This is a genomic window from Sphingomonas longa (assembly GCF_016892685.1).
GTDB lineage: Bacteria > Pseudomonadota > Alphaproteobacteria > Sphingomonadales > Sphingomonadaceae > Sphingomonas > Sphingomonas longa.
Genome location: NZ_JAFEMC010000007.1, coordinates 111,761 through 129,416 on the forward strand (window position 1 = coordinate 111,761; position 17,656 = coordinate 129,416).

General features: G+C 68.1%; 18 protein-coding genes. 8 read left to right on the top strand and 10 right to left on the bottom strand.

The window, feature by feature from the left end:
• Positions 1-15 precede the first annotated feature (15 nt).
• A complete protein-coding gene (locus tag ILT43_RS18485) occupies positions 16-177 on the bottom strand; it encodes a hypothetical protein (protein WP_204200468.1) in 162 nt (53 codons plus the stop codon).
• 734 nt (positions 178-911) lie between these two features.
• On the opposite strand from ILT43_RS18485, the gene ccmC reads away from it, so the two are divergent.
• From ccmC to ILT43_RS18515, 6 genes are all read left to right on the top strand, one after another.
• Entirely contained in the window at positions 912-1,637 is a 726-nt protein-coding gene (gene ccmC, locus ILT43_RS18490) for a heme ABC transporter permease CcmC (protein WP_204200469.1), read from the top strand.
• 117 nt (positions 1,638-1,754) lie between these two features.
• Positions 1,755-2,189, top strand: a complete 435-nt coding sequence (ccmE, locus tag ILT43_RS18495) for a cytochrome c maturation protein CcmE (RefSeq protein WP_204200470.1) — start codon at positions 1,755-1,757, stop codon at positions 2,187-2,189.
• Complete coding sequence (locus ILT43_RS18500; RefSeq protein WP_204200471.1) at positions 2,186-4,099, top strand: heme lyase CcmF/NrfE family subunit; 1,914 nt, start codon at positions 2,186-2,188, stop codon at positions 4,097-4,099. Before ccmE ends, ILT43_RS18500 begins: the two co-directional genes overlap by 4 nt.
• A complete protein-coding gene (locus ILT43_RS18505; protein WP_204200472.1) occupies positions 4,096-4,623 on the top strand; it encodes a redoxin family protein in 528 nt (175 codons plus the stop codon). The genes ILT43_RS18500 and ILT43_RS18505 overlap by 4 nt, the downstream gene beginning before the upstream one ends.
• A complete protein-coding gene (locus tag ILT43_RS18510; RefSeq protein WP_204200473.1) occupies positions 4,620-5,024 on the top strand; it encodes a cytochrome c-type biogenesis protein in 405 nt (134 codons plus the stop codon). The genes ILT43_RS18505 and ILT43_RS18510 overlap by 4 nt, the downstream gene beginning before the upstream one ends.
• A complete protein-coding gene (locus ILT43_RS18515; protein WP_204200474.1) occupies positions 5,021-5,662 on the top strand; it encodes a tetratricopeptide repeat protein in 642 nt (213 codons plus the stop codon). The genes ILT43_RS18510 and ILT43_RS18515 overlap by 4 nt, the downstream gene beginning before the upstream one ends.
• A gap of 559 nt (positions 5,663-6,221) precedes the next feature.
• Here the strand turns inward: ILT43_RS18515 and ILT43_RS18520 are convergent.
• The 4 genes from ILT43_RS18520 to wecB form a co-directional block, all read right to left on the bottom strand.
• Positions 6,222-6,467 (bottom strand): hypothetical protein, encoded by a 246-nt coding sequence (locus ILT43_RS18520; RefSeq protein ID WP_204200475.1) that lies wholly within the window; start codon positions 6,465-6,467, stop codon positions 6,222-6,224.
• Between the two features lie 192 nt (positions 6,468-6,659).
• Complete coding sequence (locus ILT43_RS18525; protein WP_204200476.1) at positions 6,660-7,418, bottom strand: metallophosphoesterase family protein; 759 nt, start codon at positions 7,416-7,418, stop codon at positions 6,660-6,662.
• 85 nt (positions 7,419-7,503) lie between these two features.
• Positions 7,504-8,814 (bottom strand): UDP-N-acetyl-D-mannosamine dehydrogenase, encoded by a 1,311-nt coding sequence (wecC, locus tag ILT43_RS18530; protein WP_204200477.1) that lies wholly within the window; start codon positions 8,812-8,814, stop codon positions 7,504-7,506.
• A complete protein-coding gene (wecB, locus tag ILT43_RS18535) occupies positions 8,798-9,925 on the bottom strand; it encodes a non-hydrolyzing UDP-N-acetylglucosamine 2-epimerase (RefSeq protein ID WP_204200478.1) in 1,128 nt (375 codons plus the stop codon). The genes wecC and wecB overlap by 17 nt, the downstream gene beginning before the upstream one ends.
• A 127-nt stretch (positions 9,926-10,052) precedes the next feature.
• On the opposite strand from wecB, the gene galU reads away from it, so the two are divergent.
• On the top strand, positions 10,053-10,925 hold the full coding sequence (gene galU, locus ILT43_RS18540; RefSeq protein ID WP_204200479.1) for a UTP--glucose-1-phosphate uridylyltransferase GalU: 873 nt from the start codon (positions 10,053-10,055) through the stop codon (positions 10,923-10,925).
• Positions 10,926-10,943: 18 nt separating this feature from the next.
• Here the strand turns inward: galU and ILT43_RS18545 are convergent, their stop codons facing one another.
• Genes ILT43_RS18545 through ILT43_RS18565 form a run of 5 tightly spaced genes read right to left on the bottom strand, consistent with a single transcriptional unit; the run spans position 10,944 to position 14,878 of the window.
• Positions 10,944-11,702 carry a molybdopterin-synthase adenylyltransferase MoeB gene (locus ILT43_RS18545; protein ID WP_204200480.1) on the bottom strand — a complete coding sequence of 253 codons (759 nt, stop codon included), beginning with the start codon at positions 11,700-11,702 and terminating at the stop codon, positions 10,944-10,946.
• The gene (locus ILT43_RS18550) at positions 11,699-12,076 is read right to left on the bottom strand and encodes a hypothetical protein (RefSeq protein WP_204200481.1); all 378 of its coding nucleotides are present in this window, start codon (positions 12,074-12,076) and stop codon (positions 11,699-11,701) included. The genes ILT43_RS18545 and ILT43_RS18550 overlap by 4 nt, the downstream gene beginning before the upstream one ends.
• Positions 12,073-12,534, bottom strand: a complete 462-nt coding sequence (gene dut, locus ILT43_RS18555; protein WP_204200482.1) for a dUTP diphosphatase — start codon at positions 12,532-12,534, stop codon at positions 12,073-12,075. Before dut ends, ILT43_RS18550 begins: the two co-directional genes overlap by 4 nt.
• Before the next feature lie 29 nt (positions 12,535-12,563).
• Positions 12,564-13,760, bottom strand: coding sequence for a bifunctional phosphopantothenoylcysteine decarboxylase/phosphopantothenate--cysteine ligase CoaBC (gene coaBC, locus ILT43_RS18560; RefSeq protein ID WP_204200483.1), 1,197 nt, complete (start codon positions 13,758-13,760; stop codon positions 12,564-12,566).
• Positions 13,760-14,878: a hypothetical protein gene (locus ILT43_RS18565; RefSeq protein WP_204200484.1), complete on the bottom strand. Its 1,119-nt coding sequence runs from the start codon at positions 14,876-14,878 to the stop codon at positions 13,760-13,762. The genes coaBC and ILT43_RS18565 overlap by 1 nt, the downstream gene beginning before the upstream one ends.
• A 110-nt stretch (positions 14,879-14,988) precedes the next feature.
• Between ILT43_RS18565 and ILT43_RS18570 the strand changes: the two genes are divergently transcribed.
• On the top strand, positions 14,989-17,571 hold the full coding sequence (locus ILT43_RS18570) for a M1 family metallopeptidase (protein WP_204200485.1): 2,583 nt from the start codon (positions 14,989-14,991) through the stop codon (positions 17,569-17,571).
• Positions 17,572-17,656: the final 85 nt, after the last annotated feature.

A 17,656-nucleotide genomic window follows, 5' to 3' on the forward strand; every position in this document is an offset into this window, starting at 1 on the left:
GCGTTCGTTGGCCGCCTACGCATCGTCGGTAACCGGGAAGGAGAGGGCGATGTCCTCCCCGTCATCGGTGAAGCCCCGCTCGGCAGGATGATGCGGCGTGGCGTCTACGCTCCAGGAGCATAGCGCCGGGTCAGCCGTGATCGCCGCGCAGAGGGCATCGCTGGTCGGTCGTGCCATGTGCACGACCTGCCGAGCCCGTACCCAGCCGGTCGAGACGGTCCTGACGGATTGCCGCCGGCGATGGCCAGCGCGACGGCGGCGTCGATGGCGCTGGAAGATGTCGTCACGGGTCGAACCTTCGTGGTGGAGCGATTCAGCGCAAGGGCGATCACGCTCGTTGGAAAGGCTGGCTCGCCCTCGGTCGCCACCTTATCCAAGTCTCCAGTGCCGGCCCGGTGGTCGCGCCATCCCATCTTCAGGCGTCGCCCAAGCAAAAGCTGGGGGCTCCACGTCGAGAAGGGGCCGGTTTCAGCACCACATGAACCCAGTGTTCGCTGGGGTGACGGATTGGGCGGTGGGTGGCCACGCGACCGGTGCCGCTGTCGCCGCCGGTGGGGTGTAGTTGGGTAGTCGGGCGGCTGGGTCGCTAAATGTCTGCTACATCCGCGGGCAACGGTGGAGCGCATCAGTGCTCTTTGCCGCCCGCCCGCCTTATTACAGCTCCAAACGTCACCCCAGCGAAAGCTGGGGTCTTCATGAGGCGAGGGGCGTCCGCCACGGCGAAGCAAACCTAGCTCTCGCCGGACTGAGGGACGGGAGGGTGGCCGATAGCGGACCGGCCAGCACCTCTCCGGCCGACAGGCGACATCCACCACGACGCCCCGCATCAAACCGGGCATTCACCGCAATCCGCCCGCATCCCCAAGTCGTGCGTGACGAGGCGGGATTTTCACCATATTAGTGACCGTTCAGTGCCGACGCTTCACGCCCTCGCCAATCCCGCCCGTTTCCTTCGAATCGCGCGCCCGCTGACGCCCATCCTGTTCTGGGCGGGCGTGGCGCTCATCGCGGTCGGCTGCTGGGCCGGGCTGACGCAGACGCCGCCGGATTATCTTCAGGGCGAAACCGTCCGCATCCTCTACATCCACGTGCCCACCGCGTGGCTGGGGATGGGAGGATGGACCGGCATCGCCCTGTCCTCGATCGCGTTGCTCGTCTGGCGGCATCCGCTCGCTGCGATCGCCGCACGCGCCATTGCGGTGCCGGGCGCGCTGTTCGCGGCGCTGTGCCTCGTCAGCGGCGCGATCTGGGGACGGCCGACCTGGGGTACCTATTGGCAATGGGACGGGCGGCTGACGTCGATGCTGCTGCTGTTCTTCGTCTACTGCGCCTATATCGCTCTCGCCCGCGCCGATGCGGAGCGGGGCGGCGACGGACGACTGCCCGCGCTGTTCGGGATCGCCGGTACGGTATTGCTGCCGATCATCCGCTACTCGGTGATCTGGTGGAACACGTTGCATCAGGGGCCGAGCATCGGCCTGACCAAGTCCACTATCGCAGGATCGATCCTGTGGCCGCTGCCGATCATGCTGGTGGGCTTTACCTGCCTGTTCGGCGCGATCGTGCTGATGCGGATGCGAACATTGCTCGCTTCGGCCAAGTCAGAGGCGCGGATGCGCCGGATGGCGCGGGCATGAGGACGGCGGCATGAATCCCTGGCCCTTCGTGACCGCGGCCTATGCGGTGGTGCTCGGCGGCGCGGCGGTGCTGGCGTTGTTGTCGTTCATCGCCATGCGCGCGGCGGAGAAGCGCCCGTGAAGGCGAAGCATCAGCGGCTGACGCTCATCCTGCTCGCGCTCGGCGCGGTAGCGGTGTCGGCGGTGCTCGCGCTGTCGGGATTGCGGGATCAGGCGGCGTTCTTCTACGCGCCGTCCGATGTCGCCGCACAGGGCCTGCCCCTCGGCCGCGCGGTCCGGCTGGGCGGGATGGTCGAGGCAGGCTCGGTCAAGCGCGCCGCCGACGGCGTCACCGTCCATTTCGTCGTGACCGACGGCAAGGCGACGACGCCCGTCACCTATGCCGGCATCGTCCCCGACCTGTTCCGCGAGAAATCGGGCGTCGTCGCGGAGGGCCAGTTCCAGCGTGACGGATCGTTCGTGGCCGGCAACCTGCTTGCGAAGCATGACGAGAAATACATGCCGCCCGAACTGGCCGGCAAGATGCACGAGACGAAGACGCTGGAACAATGATCGCCGAGGCTGGCCTTGCTGCGCTGTGGCTCGCCGCCGCGCTCGCTGCCTTGCAGCTTGCCCTGGCCGCGATCGGCCTGCGTCGGGGCGAAGCGCCGGTCCTCGCCACCGTCCGCCCTGTTGCGCTGGTGCAGGGCGGGCTCGTGGCGCTGGCGATGCTGGCGCTGATCCTGGTGTTTCAGGCATCCGACATGTCGGTGAAGCTGGTCGCCGAGAACAGCCATTCGGCCAAGCCGTGGATCTACAAGGTCGCCGGCGCGTGGGGCAACCACGAGGGGTCGATGCTCCTGTGGGTCACCATCCTCGGCCTCGCCGGCGGCGCCGTCGCGTGGTTCGAGAAGACGTTGGCGGAACGCACGCTGATCGCAACGCTCGGTGCGCAGGCGGCGATCGCGCTCGGCTTCTACGCCTTCCTGTTGTTCGCCTCGAACCCGTTTGCGCGGCTCAACCCGGCGGCGGTGGACGGCGCGGGGCTCAACCCGCTGTTGCAGGACCCCGGCCTCGCCTTCCACCCGCCGACGCTCTACGCCGGCTATGTCGGGCTGTCGGTCGCCTTCTCGTTCGCGGTCGGCGCGCTCGTCACGCGCGATGTCGGCCGCGAGTTCGCGCGGGCGATGCGGCCGTGGGTGCTGAGTGCGTGGATCTTCCTGACGCTCGGCATCACCGCCGGCAGCTACTGGGCCTATTACGAACTGGGCTGGGGCGGCTGGTGGTTCTGGGACCCGGTCGAGAACGCCTCGCTGATGCCGTGGCTGGCGGCGACGGCGCTGCTCCATTCGGTGACGGTGCTGGCGACCCGCGACGGTCTTCGCGCGTGGACCGTGATGCTGGCGGTCGTCGCGTTCTCGATGTCGATGCTCGGCACGTTCCTGGTCCGCTCGGGCATCCTGACCAGCGTCCACGCCTTCGCCGTCGATCCGCGGCGCGGCGCGTTTATCCTCGTCCTGCTCGCACTCTACATCGGCGGCGCGCTGGCGTTGTTCGCAGCGCGGGTCGGCACCGTGCGGCAGGGGACGACCTTCGACCCGGTCAGCCGCGAAGGGGGCCTCGTCGCCAACAATCTGTTGCTGTCGGTGATCCTCGGCATCGTCCTGATCGGCACCCTGTACCCGATCGTCGCGGCCGGCTTCGACGTGCAATTGTCGGTCGGGCCACCCTTCTTCAACAAGGCCGCGGGGCCGCTCGCATTGATCCTGATCGTGGTCATGGCGGTCGGGCCGCTGGTCCGCTGGCGACGCGACGATGCGCAGGCGCTGGTCGTCCGCGCAGTCTGGCCGATCGGCGTCACCGCCTTCGCCTTCGCTGCGCTGGTCGTCTTCGCAATGCCGATCGGCGTGCTGCCGCTGCTCGGCCTCTCCCTTGCCGCCGGGCTGGCGGTGGCCAGCGTCGCGCCCTTGTGGGGGCGTGACCTGCGTCGCACGCCGCTATTTACCTGGGGCATGGTCGTCGCGCATCTCGGCATCGCCATCAGCCTCGCGGGCATCGCGTGCGACTCCGCCTTCACCGTCGAACGCCTGATCGCCCTGCGCGGCGGGGACTCGACGAGGGTCGGTCCGTACAAGGTCACGCTCGACGGTATTTCGCCTGTCGTCGCCGACAATTGGTCGGCACTTCAGGCGCGGCTCAGCGTCGAGCGCGACGGCGACGTGACCCGCCTCTATCCGCAGTCGCGCACCTTCTCCGATCCGCCGACCACGACCAGCGAGTCGGCGATCATGACCGTGCCCGACGGCCAGCTCTACACCGTGCTCGGCCAGCCCGATGGGACCGGTCGGTGGCAGATGCGGCTGTGGTGGAAGCCTTTCGTGACCCTGATCTGGGCTGGCGGCGTGCTCGTCGCGATGGGCGGCGCGCTGTCGCTAGTCGGGCGTCTGCGCAAGCGGCGGCCACGGCGGGAGGCGTGGACGTGAGGCGCTGGCTGTTGTGGCTGCCGCTCGGGGCATTCGCCCTGCTCGTCGCGGTAGTGGCCAGCGGGCTGATGCGCCCCGCCGACCGCGCGGTGCACTCGGCGCTCGCGGGCAAGCCGCTGCCCGCCTTCACGCTAGCGCCGTCCGTCCCCGGTAAACCCGGCCTGTCTTCGACGGCGATGCGGGGGCAAGGGCCGCGACTGCTCAACGTCTTCGCGAGCTGGTGCATCCCGTGCATCGCGGAAGCACCGCAACTGTTGAAGCTCAAGCAAGCCGGCGTGCCGATCGACGCGATCGCGGTGCGCGACACCGCCCGCGCCGTGCAGGGCTTCCTCGCGCGCAACGGCGATCCGTATGCGCGGATCGGCGACGACCCTCAGAGTGCGGTGCAGCTCTCGCTCGGCTCCTCGGGCGTGCCGGAGACGTTCCTGATCGACGGCAGCGGCGTCGTCGTGAAGCAGTATATCGGCGACATCCGCCCCGATCAGGTCGACGCGGTGATCGCCGACTGGCGAGCGGCCCGATGAAACGTGCCCTGTTGCTGGCTGCGATGTTCGCTGCACCGGTCGCTGCGCAGACCAGCGCGCCCGCCGCCTATGCCGACACCCAGCTCGCCGACCCTGCGCAGGAAGCCCAGGCGCGCGGCCTGATGGAGACGCTGCGCTGCGTCGTCTGTCAGGGGCAGTCGATCGCCGACAGCGACGCGCAGATGGCTGGCGACATGCGCGCGCTGGTCCGTCAGCGTATCCGTGCGGGCGAGCGACCGGAGGGGATCCGGAACTGGCTGATCGGCCGCTACGGCGATTACATCAGCTACGATCCGCCGTTCGTTGCGGCAACCGCGGCACTGTGGCTGGCCCCGGTGGCGCTGCTGCTTGCAGGTGTGTGGATCGCGCGCGGCAGTTTCCGAAAGCGGCGGCGGGCATGATGGGCTGGATTGCACTGGTCGTGCTGGCGGCGGCGGCGTTCGGCGCGATGATCGCGTTGCGCGTGCCGCGGCTGTTATGGTCGATGGTGGGCGCGGCGCTGATGCTCGGCGCGACCGGCTATGCCTTGCAGGGCAGCCCCGCGCTTCCGGCGTCGCCGGTCTTGCCCGATCGCAACTCGCTCGTCGTGGACGAGGCGCTGGCCAACCTGCGCACCGACATATTCGGCCGGTACGGAGCGGACAGCGCGTATCTGACGGCGGCCGACGCGCTATCACGGGGTGGTAACCCGCGGTACGAGGTGGAGGCGCTGCTCGGCGGCATCCGTACGTCGCCAAAGAGCGTGCAGTTGTGGACTGCGCTCGGCGACGCGTTGGCCCGGCACGACCGGCAATTGTCGCCCGCATCCCGCTTCGCCTTCGACCGCGCAAGGCAGTTGGAGCCCGCCAATCCCGGACCCTATTTCTTCCTTGGCGTGGCGCAGCTTCGCTCCAACGACTTTCCCGCGGCTCGGGATTCCTGGCGGGTGGCGCTGGCGAAGACCCCCGCCGATGCGCCATACCGCACGGCGATCGCCCAGCGTCTGGCATTGCTGGACCGATTGCTGAGTATCGATCCGGCAGCGGATACCACTAAGTAGCGCGCGACAGGGCCGTAGAGACCCCGGCATCAAGTGTTGCGAACGCGGTTTAGGTAGTCTGATGGTGACCGGCTCGCCGCTCCGGCCGCGCAGGCGCAGTGTCTGGAAAGCGGTGCAGCGCTTCCATCATGTTCGCTCCACTGGCTTTATAAGAACCGCAGCGATAGCGTTTTTGCCGGGCTCGCCGACACTATGGTCACGGCAACGCCATCGCTGAATCCGCAACCCGAGGCCGAGCCGCGAGGACCGATTCCGTCATTCCCCGCTCGGGGTAAGTTTCTACACCTGCGCCAGGCGACCGCTATTCGTCACGGTTGCCGCAACCGAGTTCCACGCCAACGATGTTGCCGTCGCACCTCAGCGGAAGGTCACGTTTGGGCGATAAGAGAGTGCGAGCGCATCGCAACGCCCGAAGCTCGGCGATAGCAGCGCCGCCTTGCTATGGCCGGCTGCTGCCTCGGAACCCGCGCACCCTGCAACGAGCGTGCAGCGCCATATTCAGCAGGCAAAAAAATAGCGGCCCGAAGGCCGCTATTTCCTTAGCCGAAGCTAGAACAGCTCAGTTGCTGTCCGAATCGTCATCGCTGTCAGCAACGATCACGATGCCGGCAACGACCGCAGCAGCGGCCAGAGCGGCAACGATGAAGCCGCCACCGGCCAGCTCGTTCTTCTTGGCCGAAACCGAACCGGCGCGAGCCGACTTGGCGACCGACAGGCTCGAGGCCGCGTTCACCGGAGCGGCAACCGCAGGCGCAACAACCATCGTCGCAGCGGCCGCAGCCGCGAGATACTTACCAAGACCCATGTAGAACTCCCTTCAAATGTCCGTCGATCAGCGCAGTGCCATAAAGCCAATGGCCTTGCAACAGTTCCACCCGACCGGCCCGTTTACGTCACCACATGATGCGGCGATGCAACACTCCAGTCGCGATTGTCTTACAGCAAAAATCGAGAACAAAAAGTAGCAAACTGCCGTAATGCAGCAATTCCGCGACGATCAGATCGTATCGAGATGCCATGTTCGCTCGGCTTCCAGACCCAGAGCGCTCAACCGGCCGGATTCGTAGGCGCCCGTATCGACGCCGATGCGATGCGGCAGGAACTCTACCGTAGATGAAACCGTGTGACCGTGGACGATCATCTTCTCCAATGGGGTCCGATGATCGAGGAAGGGGTTGCGAATCCAGCGTAAGTCGCTGCTGCGCTGCTCCGACAGCGCGCGATCCGGGTGAACGCCGGCGTGCACGAACGCATAATCACCGATGACCTCCATATCGCTCGCGCCCGCCAGCAAGGCCTGATGATCCGGCGGCACGACATCCGCCAGCGCCTCGGCAAGCTCATCATAGTCCATCGCTTCGTAGTTCGGCGGCGCGATGCCGTAGCTGATCGCCGTCTCGCGACCACCGATGCGGCAGAACAACCGCAATGCCTTGTCCTCGCCCCGGATCGCACCGAGGAATATCTCCTCATGGTTGCCAGCGAGGAGGCGCACATCGGGCTTCTCCTCCGCAAGTCGGCGTATCCGTTCGACGACGCCGCGTGAATCCGGACCTCGATCGACCAGGTCGCCAAGAAAGACATAGGTCGTACGTGCGGGACCGCGCGCAGTGTCGTCCGCGTCGATGGCGTCGAGCAAGGGCTCGAGCAGATCCAGCCGTCCGTGGATATCACCGATCGCATAGACTCGTTGGCCCGGCGGGATCGTCGGCGCGCTCCGCGGGGGCGTCGCCCGTTTGAGAAACTTGAGCAGCATCGCTTTTCAGGGACATGGCCAGCGGGACACCGCCGGCAGGAGTCGTCGCCCTACGCGTTCGCAGGTTGCGCCGCAATGAACGCGATCAACTCGCCAGCCGTAGCTCCGGTCGCATCGCCACGGTGGAGTAGGGCGGCTGATCGGGCCAGATGCCGCGCGTATCGAGTACCGCCTTGCCCTGCCGCTCCTGGAGCGGGATCGAGCGGAACAGATCGTGGTCCACCAGCAGGATCATGATGTCGCACGTTTCGATCGCGGTATCGACGTCGATCAGGCGAGCGCCGGTGCCGTCGAACGCCTTGGGCAGCACGTCCGCATAGGGTTCGACGATGCGCACCCGCTCGCCGAAGCGGGCGGCCAGCGCGCTCGCGACGCGCAGCGCCGGGCTCTCGCGGAAATCGTCGATATTGGCTTTGAAGGCGAGGCCCATGCAGCCGACCGATGCGCCCGGCATCGCGTCGATCATCGCCGCCGCCTGTGCGATGACATGATCGGTCTTGCCGTCGTTGACCTCCCGCGCGGTGCGGATCAGCGGCGTGCTGTCCGGCGCGGCGGCGACGAGGAACCACGGATCGACTGCGATGCAATGACCGCCGACACCCGGACCCGGCGACAGGATGTTGACGCGCGGATGGCGGTTCGCGAGCCGGATCACCTCCCAAACGTCGACGCCCAGCCGATCGGCGACGAGGCTGAGTTCGTTGGCGAACGCGATGTTGACGTCCCGGAATGCGTTTTCCGTCAGCTTCGTCATCTCCGCCGCACGAGCGGTCGTGGTGACGCAGGCCCCCCGCACGAAGCGGCGATAGAAGCCCAGCGCCTTGCGGGCGCAGCGCGGCGTGATGCCGCCGATGACGCGGTCGTTGTCGATCAGTTCGACGAGGATGCGGCCCGGGAGCACGCGCTCGGGGCAATAGGCGATGGCGATGTCCGCGCCCTCGCCGCTGCCGCCGCGGCCCGGCACGCGCAGATCGGGGCGCAACGTGGCCAGCAGATCACGAACCTGCTCGGTGGTGCCGACCGGCGAGGTCGATTCGAGGATGATCGTGTCGCCCGCTTTCAACACCGCGGCGATGCTGGTGGCCGCTTGCAGGACGTAGCCGATATCGGGCTGATGATCCGCGGCGAACGGCGTGGGCACGGCGATGACAAACACGTCGGCGGGGGCGACCTCGGTCGCGGCGCGCAACGTGCCGCGGGAGACCACGCCCGAGACGAGGCCGTCGAGATCGACCTCCTCGATATGGACGCGCCCGGAGTTGACCGTCTCCACGACCGAGGCGGTCACGTCGACGCCCAGCACCTGCGCGCCGGTACGGGCGATCACCGCCGCGGTGGGCAGGCCGATATAGCCCAGCCCCATGACGACGACGTTGAGTTCAGCGGCGGAAGCCATCGGCGATCACCTTTCCGATCCGGGCCGAAGCGTGACCGTCGCCGAACGGGTTGTGGGCGCGGGCCATGACGGCATAGGCGTCGCTATCGTCCAGAAGCGTGAAGACTTCGGAAACGATGCGGTCCTCGTCGGTGCCGATCAGCTTTGCGGTGCCGGCGGCGACGCCCTCCGGCCGCTCCGTCGTTTCGCGCATCACCAGCACCGGCTTGCCCAGCGCGGGCGCCTCCTCCTGAACGCCGCCCGAATCGGTCAGCACGATGTCGGACGCGGCGAGCACGGCGACGAAACCGGGATAGTCGAGCGGCGCGATACGGGCGACGTTCGCACGATCGCCCAGCAGCTCGTCCATGACGGCGACGACATTGGGGTTGGGGTGTACGGGAAAGATGACGCCGACATCCTGTCGCTCGGCGATGCGGTCGATCGCACGGGCGATCGCAGCCATGCCGTCCCCGAAATTTTCACGGCGATGGGTGGTGACGAGCACGATCCGCCGACCGGCCATCTTGGCGAGCACCGGGGCGACCGTGTCGGCGAGGCCGGGTTCGGCGCCGATCCGGTCGCGGGTCCAGTGCAGCGCGTCGATGACGGTGTTGCCGGTGACATGGACCTTGGTGGGATCGATCGCCTCCCGGATCAGGGCGTCGGCGGCGGTCTGGGTCGGGGCGAAGTGGTGCTGCGCGATCGGTGCGACGATGCGGCGGTTCACCTCCTCCGGCCAGGGGTGGTAGATATCGCCGGAACGCAGCCCCGCTTCGACATGGGCGACCGGGATGCGTCGGTAGTAGGCGGCGAGGGCGCCCGCCATCGCGGTCGCGGTGTCGCCCTGGACCAGCACCATATCGGGCTGTTCCACATCGATCGTCTCGCCGATGCCGGTCAGCAGCCTGGCCGTCAGCCGGTCGAGCGATTGCCCCGGTTCCATGATGTCGAGGTCATGATCGGGCGTCAGGCCGGCGATCGCCAGCACCTGATCCAGCAGGCCGCGATGCTGCGCCGTCACACAGGTCCGCACGCGCAGGCCCTCGATCGACGCAAGGGCACGGATGACGGGAAATAGCTTGATCGCTTCGGGACGCGTGCCGAACACGACGAGGATTGTATGAGCCATGCCGCGGCTTTACGGCCGCAGGGTTTACCATCACGCTAACCGCGCATCGTGCAACAATTGAGGCGCGCATGGCTTTAGGTGGCAGGGTACGAGCCTGTGGTCAGCAGGCAAAGGGAGACGAATACCGATGACGATCAAGCCGTTGCGCAAGGCCGTGTTTCCGGTCGCGGGGCTGGGCACCCGCTTCCTGCCGGCGACCAAGGCGATGCCGAAGGAGATGCTGACCGTCGTCGACAAGCCGCTGATCCAATATGCCGTCGAAGAGGCGCTGGAGGCGGGTATCGACCAGATCATTTTCGTCACGGGTCGCAACAAGTCCGCGCTGGAGGATCATTTCGACATCTCCTACGAGCTGGAGGACACGATGCGCGCGCGCGGCAAGTCGCTCAGCGTGCTGGAGGGTATTCGGCAAAAGCCGGGCTCCCCCGTGTACGTCCGCCAGCAGGAGCCGCTGGGACTGGGCCATGCCGTATGGTGCGCGCGAGAGATCGTCGGCGACGAGCCGTTCGCGGTGCTGCTTCCGGACGAACTGATGGTCGGGCGGCCGGGCTTCCTGAAGCAGATGGTGGAGGCTTACGCTCGGGTCGGCGGCAACGTCATCGGTGCACTGGAGGTGGCGGACAGCGAGACCGACAAATACGGGATCATCTCTCCCGGTGCGCGGGTGGACGATCGTACCGTCGAGGTAAGCGCGCTGGTCGAGAAGCCGGCAAAAGGCACTGCGCCGTCGAACCTGATGATCCCCGGCCGCTACATCCTGCAACCCGAGGTCATGCGTATCCTCGAAGGGCAGGAGAAGGGTGCGGGTGGGGAGATCCAGCTGACCGACGCGATGGCGCAGTTGATCGGCAAGCAGCCGTTCCACGGTTTCACCTTCGACGGCGAGCGTTACGACTGCGGCGACAAGGCGGGCTATATCTGCGCGAACGTCGCGCTGTCGCTCGCGCGTGACGACATCGGGCCGGCGGTTCGCTCGTTCATCGAGACCAAACTGGGGTGAGCCCTCGGCATGCTCCGGTCAAATACCGGAGCACGCCGAGCAGGCGGGATCCTTCGGCAGGCGCAGCGTACGGAATCGTCCCGACAGGAAATCGAGCAACATGACGTTGCCCGCCGGGTCGTCCCCGAAGGGGGCGACGGCGCGCAGCACCTCTAGCGCTGCGAGGCTGCCGAGGACGCCGGTGACCGGGCCGAGCACACCCTGTTCGGCACAGCTCACCCCCTCCCGGTCGGGCGAATCGCCGACGAAACAGCGGTAGCAGGGCGCGGCGGGTTCCCAGCCGCGGAACACGCCCAACTGCCCGTCGAACTGCCCGACCGCCGCCGACACCAGGGGCGTGCGCAGCGCAAGCGCGGTGTCCGCCACGAGCAGCCGGGTCGCGAAATTGTCGCACCCGTCGAGGATCACATCGACGTCAGCCAGCACATCGCGCGCGTTGTCGGCGTCGAGCCGGATGGCATGCACCACGACATCGACATGCGGGTTGATCGCGGCGACCGCACGGGCGGCGGCAGCGGCCTTCGACAGGCCGAGATCGCCGCCGGAGAAGATCGTCTGCCGTTGCAGGTTCGACAGATCGACTCGGTCGTCATCGATCAGGACCAGCCGTCCGATGCCCGCCGCCGCAAGATACTGGATCGCGGGCGAGCCGATCCCGCCGCAGCCGACGATCGCCGCCGACGCCGCCCTGATTCGCATCTGGCCGCTGCCACCGACCTCGCGCAGGACGATGTGGCGGGCATAGCGGGCGAGTTCGTCGTCGGAGAGTGGCGTCACCAGCGGTAAGCGACCGACAGCCGGTACCAGCCGGGACGCGAGGCGGCGCTGCCGGTGCGGGTCAGCGCGATCACGTAGCCGACGGTATATTGCTCGACGGTGGGGCAGCCGATCGCTGCGGGCACGACCTGACGCACGCCGCCGGCCGGGCCGATCAGGATCGCCACCGGCGCGACGACGCGGACACCGTCTGCCGGTGAGGTGGCGATGCGGCAGCGTTCCGACTCCACTTCGCCACGGACATAGGCCGTCGCCTCCGGCGTGATCGCCGCACGCACCAGCGGGAAGGGCGGCAGGACCGTCCAGTCCTGCGGCGGTACTGGGGGCGCGGGCGTCGTCGCTGCCGCCTGAGCCAGGAGCGCCAGCGCAATCATCCGGCCAGTCCGCTTGTGCCTGTCGAGCCGAACCCGCCCGAGCCGCGCGCCGTTCCATCCAGCGCGTCGACCTCGATCATGTCGGCCCGTTGAACGGCGGCGGGTACGAGCTGCGCGATGCGGTCGCCGCGCGCGATCTGGAACGGCTCATCGCCCAGATTGGCGAGGATCACCTTCACCTCGCCGCGATAATCCTCGTCGATCGTGCCGGGCGTGTTGAGACATGTGATTCCGTGCTTCAGCGCGAGACCGGAGCGGGGCCGGACCTGCACTTCGTAGCCCGCGGGAATGGCGATGGCGAAGCCGGTGGCGACGGCGGCACGCGCACCCGGCGCGAGCGTCAGCGCCTCCGCCGCGACCACGTCCATGCCCACTGCGCCGGCTGTCGCATAGGCGGGGAGGGGGAGGTCGCTGCCGTGCGGCAAGCGCTTCAGCGCGATACGGATCGCAGTTGTCATATCGCCCGACAGGTAACGTCTGGGGGGCTTCAGGACAAGGTTGGGGCCGGTATTCCGGTCAGGCTTTCCGCGATCCGGTCGACCAACCGCGCCGCAACCGCGTCTTTCGGCAGGCGCGTCCAGCTTTCCACGCCGGCGTCCGTGACGAGGTGAACGCTGTTGTAATCGCCACCGAAGACGTCGGTCGAGACGTCGTTGGCGACCAGCCAGTCGCAGCGCTTGCGCACCCGCTTGGCGATGGCGTGTTCGAGGACGTTCTCCGTCTCCGCCGCGAAACCGATCAGCAGCGCCGGCCGCTGCGACGAAGACGCCAGACCGGCCAGGATATCCGGATTCTCGACCAACGTCAGCGCGGGCGGGGCATCGCCCTTCTTGAGCTTCTGCGGCAGCGTCGCGACGCGCCAGTCGGCAACGGCGGCGACCATCACGGCGGCGTCGACGGGCAGTGCGGCGTCGACCGCAGCGGCCATGTCCAGCGCCGACTGCACATCGACGCGGTCCACCCCGGCGGGCGTGGACAAATTTACCGGTCCGGCGACGAGCGTCACGCGCGCACCGCGGCGGGCAAGGGCGGCGGCGATCGCAAAGCCCTGTCGGCCGGAGGAGCGATTCGCGATGTATCGAACGGGGTCGATCGGCTCGTGCGTCGGACCGGCAGTGACGAGGACGTGCCGGCCGGAGAGCGGCCGGGGTGCGGCGGGATTCGCGGCCTCGATCGCGTCGAGGATCGCCTGCGGCTCCGGCAGGCGGCCGGGGCCGTATTCTCCGCAGGCCATTGCGCCTTCGTCAGGGTCCATGACGGTGATGCCGTCCGCGCGTAGTTGCGCCACGTTGCGGACGGTGGCGGCATGCTGCCACATCCGGACGTTCATCGCGGGCGCGCAGAGCACGGGCGTGTCGGTCGCGAGCAGCAACGTGGTGGCGAGATCGTTCGATAGCCCCGCCGCCATCCGCGCCATCAAGTCGGCGGTGGCGGGAGCGACGACGATCAGGTCGGCTTGGCGGCTGAGCTGGATATGGCCCATCTCGGCCTCGTCCTTCAGGTCCCAGAGGGTGGTGAAGACCTGATCCTCCGACAGCGCGGCGAGCGTCATCGGCGTCACGAAATGGCTGCCGCCCTCCGTCAGGACGCACCGTACACTGTGGCCACGCTTGCGCAGCAGTCGGATCAACTCGCACGCCTTGTACGCGGCGATGCCGCCGCCGACGATCAGCAGGACGCGCATCAGCGTACCACCCGCGTGACGGTGATGCGTCGTCCGTCGCGCGCGGCGGCGATCAGGTCGCGCAGGGAATCGACCGCGAAGATCAGCCCGACGACCGACAGCGGTGCGATCAGCAGCGCCCAATAATAATTGTCCGCCCGCGCGACGATCGCCAGCACCAGCGCGTAGGCGGCGATCGTCACCTGCACGCGAACGGCGATCGGCTCCCGCCATGCCGACCACCCCGCGAGTGCCAGCACGAGGAAGGGCGCGGCGAGCCAGAGCGGAACGAACTGCAAGGCGCTCGACAGGATCGTCGCCCGGATCGCAAAGCCGAGGCCGAGCAGCCCGCCCCAGCCGGGCGATGCCGGATCGAGCGGGCGGACGACCTCCGCCACCGCCTGCGCATGGAAACCGAGAATGACCGCGAGCACGACGAGCGCCGCCGCCCATCCGATCGCTTCCCGCCGGGCGCCGTCGCGGGCCGCAAGCACGAGCATGACGACGAGGTACAAAGCCGCCGTCTCGCGGATCAGCGCGGCGGCGAGGCCTATGGCAACCGGCTCGATCCAGCGATCGGGCCGGCCCGCGGGGCGATGCAGCGCCAGCGACAGGGCGATCAGCAGCCCGGCCCAGAGTTCGTGGAAGATCGCGAGTTCGGGCGCGCTCGCCGCGGCGAGGCCCGCGAGCAGCAGCAACATCGCCGCGACGCGGGCGGGCGTCTGCGCCAGCGCAGGCGCGAGGCGGGCATACCAGGCCAGCGCCACCGCGACCGTCAGCATCCACAAGAGCACCGTGACGACGAACGCCGGCATCGCGCCCGCCACGACCGCCAGCGTCGGCAGGCGAAAGGCGACGAACGGGCGGAGCGGGTAGCTGCTGGAGCGCAGGGCATCGGCTGCCACCGCATAATAGTCGCCGCCGTGGCGTACATTGTCGACGATCGTACCATACAGGACCGCGTCGCTCATGCCGTCGCTCGGCGCGCCGACATCCGGATTGGGAGTGCCCATCGCCACCAACGCCGCCAGCAGCAGCGCGGCGAGAGCCGCCAGCATCATCCGCGCGGCATTCTGGGGCCAGCCGGCGAAGCGCGACGGTTGGGCGAGCAGCAGCGGGGCGAGCGGGCGACGGCGCATGGCGGATGCGCGGTAGCATGGATTTCGTGACTGGCGAATGCTTTGGCGAGCGCTCGCGATTGTCGCCGCACCGCCCGCATGGCAAGCCACTGGCGTTCAGGGAGATAACGATGCGCAGCGGTGTCATTACGGGCGGTGTCTTGGTAAGCGGTCTGGCGTTGGTCGCGGCGATGCCGGCCGTGGCAGCGGAGCGGCAGGTGCTGCCGGCGGACGTGGTGCCGCTGCATTACGATGTGGCGATTATGCCGGATGCGGCGGCGCTGAGCTTTTCGGGCGAGGTCGGCACCGACGTGCAGGTCGCGACAACGACCGGGCGCATCGTCGTCAACGCCGCCGATCTGGTGCTGGATTCGGCGACGCTGGACGGCAAGACGCCGCTGACGATCGCGATCGACAAGGCGGCGGAGACCGCGACACTGACCGCGCCGGGCATGATCGCGCCCGGCAGGCACCGCGTCACGATCCGCTGGCATGGCGCGATCAGCAAATTCACGTCAGGCTTCTTCGCGCTCGACTATGACGATGCGGCTGGCACGAAGAAGCGGATGATCGCCACCAAGTTCGAACCGGCCGCCGCGCGCCGCTTCATGCCTTTGTGGGACGAGCCCGCGCGCAAGGCGAGCTACACGCTGACGGCCGATGTCCCCGCCACCGATCTGGCGCTGTCGAACACGCCGGTCGCGAAGGAGGTCACGCTGCCGGGCGGGCGCAAGCGGGTGACGTTCGCGAAGACGCCGAAGATGTCTTCCTATCTGCTGTTCTTCGCGAGCGGCGATCTGGAGAGGCTGTCACGCAAGGACGGCAAGGTCGAGGTCGGGATCGTCACCCGCCGCGGCGTCGCGTCGCGCGGGCAGGAGGCGCTCGACACGGCGGTGCAGTTGCTGCCCTATTACAACAGCTATTTCGGGGCCGAGTACCCGATCGCCAAGCTGGACCTGATCGCCGGGCCGGGATCGGGCAGCTTCAGCGCGATGGAGAATTGGGGCGCGATCTTCTTCTTCGAGAACGCGTTGCTGCTCGATCCTGCCAGCATCACGGAATCGGCGCGGCAGCAGATCTATAGCGTGGTCGCGCACGAGATGGCGCACCAGTGGTTCGGCAATCTGGTGACGATGGACTGGTGGAACGACCTTTGGCTGAACGAGGGCTTCGCGAGCTGGATGGCGACGACCGCGACCTCGCGCTTCCATCCCGAATGGAAGCCGTGGCTGGGCAGCCAGATCGACCGCGCGGGAGCGATGCGGCTCGATGCGCTGCCCGGCACGCATCCGGTGATCCAGGACGTGGCGAGCGGTCCCGCCGCCAATCAGGCGTTCGACGGCATCACTTACGGCAAGGGCGAGGCGGTGATCCGGATGCTGGAGGCGTATGTCGGTGCGATGCCGTTCCAGCGCGGGGTGCAGGCGTACATGGCTGCGCACGCCTACGGTAACACGGTTAACGACGACCTCTGGACCAGCATCGAGGCGGCGAGCGGCCAGCCTGTCGCGGCGATCGCGGCGGATTTTCTGGGGCAGGCGGGCGTGCCGCTGGTGAATGTCGCCGGAGGTGGCCCGGTGTCGCAGGGCCGGTTCAGCTTCGATCCGGCGGCGACGGCAGGGCGCTGGACCCTGCCGCTGACGATCCGGCCGCTGGCCGGCGGCTCGGGCCAGCCGTGGTTGATGACGGCCGCCACCACGCGGCTGCCGACCGCCGCGCCGACGCTCGTCAATGCGGGCCAAGCGGCTTATGCGCGCGTCTCCTATGCGGCGCCGGCCTATGCGCCCGTGCTGGCGGCGTTTCCGAGCCTGCCGGCGGCGGACCAGATCGGGTTGTTGTCCGATGCCTGGGCGTTGGGACAGGCGGGAAAAGGCCCGGCCGCGCGTGCGCTGGAACTGGCCCGCGCGTTGCCCGCCGATGCCGATCCGCTGGCGTGGACGCAGGCGCTGTCGGCGATCGGCGAGACGACCGGTCTTGAGGCGGGCACCCCCGGTGACGCGGCGTGGCAGGGATGGGTGCGCGCGACCGTCGCCGCACCGTTTGCGCGGCTCGGCTGGACCGCGAAGCCGGGCGAGAGCGCCAACGACGCGATCCTGCGCGAGGCGCTGATCTACACGCTGGGTCGCGCCGACGAGCCGACGGTGCTGGTGGAGGCGAAGCGTCGCTTCGCAGGCTGGCAGCGCGACAGGGCGAGCCTGCCCGCAGCGCTGGTGGATCCGGTGCTGATCCTGGCGGGGCGGAATGCCGACGCGGCGACGTTCGCGATGTTCCGCAGTGCAGCGAAAGCGGAGGCGGACCCGGAGCGCAAGGCGGCGCTCTACGCGTATATGGCAGGCGTACGGGACCCGGCGCTGGCGGCTGAGATGCTGACGATCGCGACCGGTGGAGAGGCGCCGCCGGCGCGCGCGGCGCGGCTGGTGGCGCAGGTCGCGCGCGTTCATCCCGACCTCGCGTGGACGCATGCGCTAGCAACGTTGCCGGCGGTGGCACCCAATCTCGACCTCCGCCAGCGCTTCCAATACCTGCCTTCCGTAGCGTCCGGCTCGGCGAGTGCAGCGCGCGCCGACGAATTGCATGCCATCGCCGCGCGCGATTTCCCGGAAGGGTCGCGCCGGTTCGCGGATCAGGCGGAGGCCGGCATCCGACAGCGCGCGCGGTTGAAGCAGACGATGCTGCCGAAGGTCGATCGCTGGATCGCTTCATCGGGACGTTAGATCAGAAAGCGCGGGGTGATCGCTTCTGCCGATCACCCCCTGCGGCAATCTCAATTTTGCGATGCAGCATTTATCCCTACATGGG

What these genes read in the sequence shown, in the direction of transcription:
- ILT43_RS18525 (WP_204200476.1), bottom strand. Translation starts at nt 7,418, where the DNA reads ATGCTGCTCAAGTTTCTCAAACGGGCGACGCCCCCGCGGAGCGCGCCG.
- ILT43_RS18515 (WP_204200474.1), top strand. Translation starts at nt 5,021, where the DNA reads ATGATGGGCTGGATTGCACTGGTCGTGCTGGCGGCGGCGGCGTTCGGC.
- wecC (WP_204200477.1), bottom strand. Translation starts at nt 8,814, where the DNA reads ATGGCTTCCGCCGCTGAACTCAACGTCGTCGTCATGGGGCTGGGCTAT.
- ILT43_RS18570 (WP_204200485.1), top strand. Translation starts at nt 14,989, where the DNA reads ATGCGCAGCGGTGTCATTACGGGCGGTGTCTTGGTAAGCGGTCTGGCG.
- ILT43_RS18500 (WP_204200471.1), top strand. Translation starts at nt 2,186, where the DNA reads ATGATCGCCGAGGCTGGCCTTGCTGCGCTGTGGCTCGCCGCCGCGCTC.
- ILT43_RS18520 (WP_204200475.1), bottom strand. Translation starts at nt 6,467, where the DNA reads ATGGGTCTTGGTAAGTATCTCGCGGCTGCGGCCGCTGCGACGATGGTT.
- galU (WP_204200479.1), top strand. Translation starts at nt 10,053, where the DNA reads ATGACGATCAAGCCGTTGCGCAAGGCCGTGTTTCCGGTCGCGGGGCTG.
- dut (WP_204200482.1), bottom strand. Translation starts at nt 12,534, where the DNA reads ATGACAACTGCGATCCGTATCGCGCTGAAGCGCTTGCCGCACGGCAGC.
- ILT43_RS18550 (WP_204200481.1), bottom strand. Translation starts at nt 12,076, where the DNA reads ATGATTGCGCTGGCGCTCCTGGCTCAGGCGGCAGCGACGACGCCCGCG.
- coaBC (WP_204200483.1), bottom strand. Translation starts at nt 13,760, where the DNA reads ATGCGCGTCCTGCTGATCGTCGGCGGCGGCATCGCCGCGTACAAGGCG.
- wecB (WP_204200478.1), bottom strand. Translation starts at nt 9,925, where the DNA reads ATGGCTCATACAATCCTCGTCGTGTTCGGCACGCGTCCCGAAGCGATC.
- ILT43_RS18485 (WP_204200468.1), bottom strand. Translation starts at nt 177, where the DNA reads ATGGCACGACCGACCAGCGATGCCCTCTGCGCGGCGATCACGGCTGAC.
- ILT43_RS18565 (WP_204200484.1), bottom strand. Translation starts at nt 14,878, where the DNA reads ATGCGCCGTCGCCCGCTCGCCCCGCTGCTGCTCGCCCAACCGTCGCGC.
- ILT43_RS18510 (WP_204200473.1), top strand. Translation starts at nt 4,620, where the DNA reads ATGAAACGTGCCCTGTTGCTGGCTGCGATGTTCGCTGCACCGGTCGCT.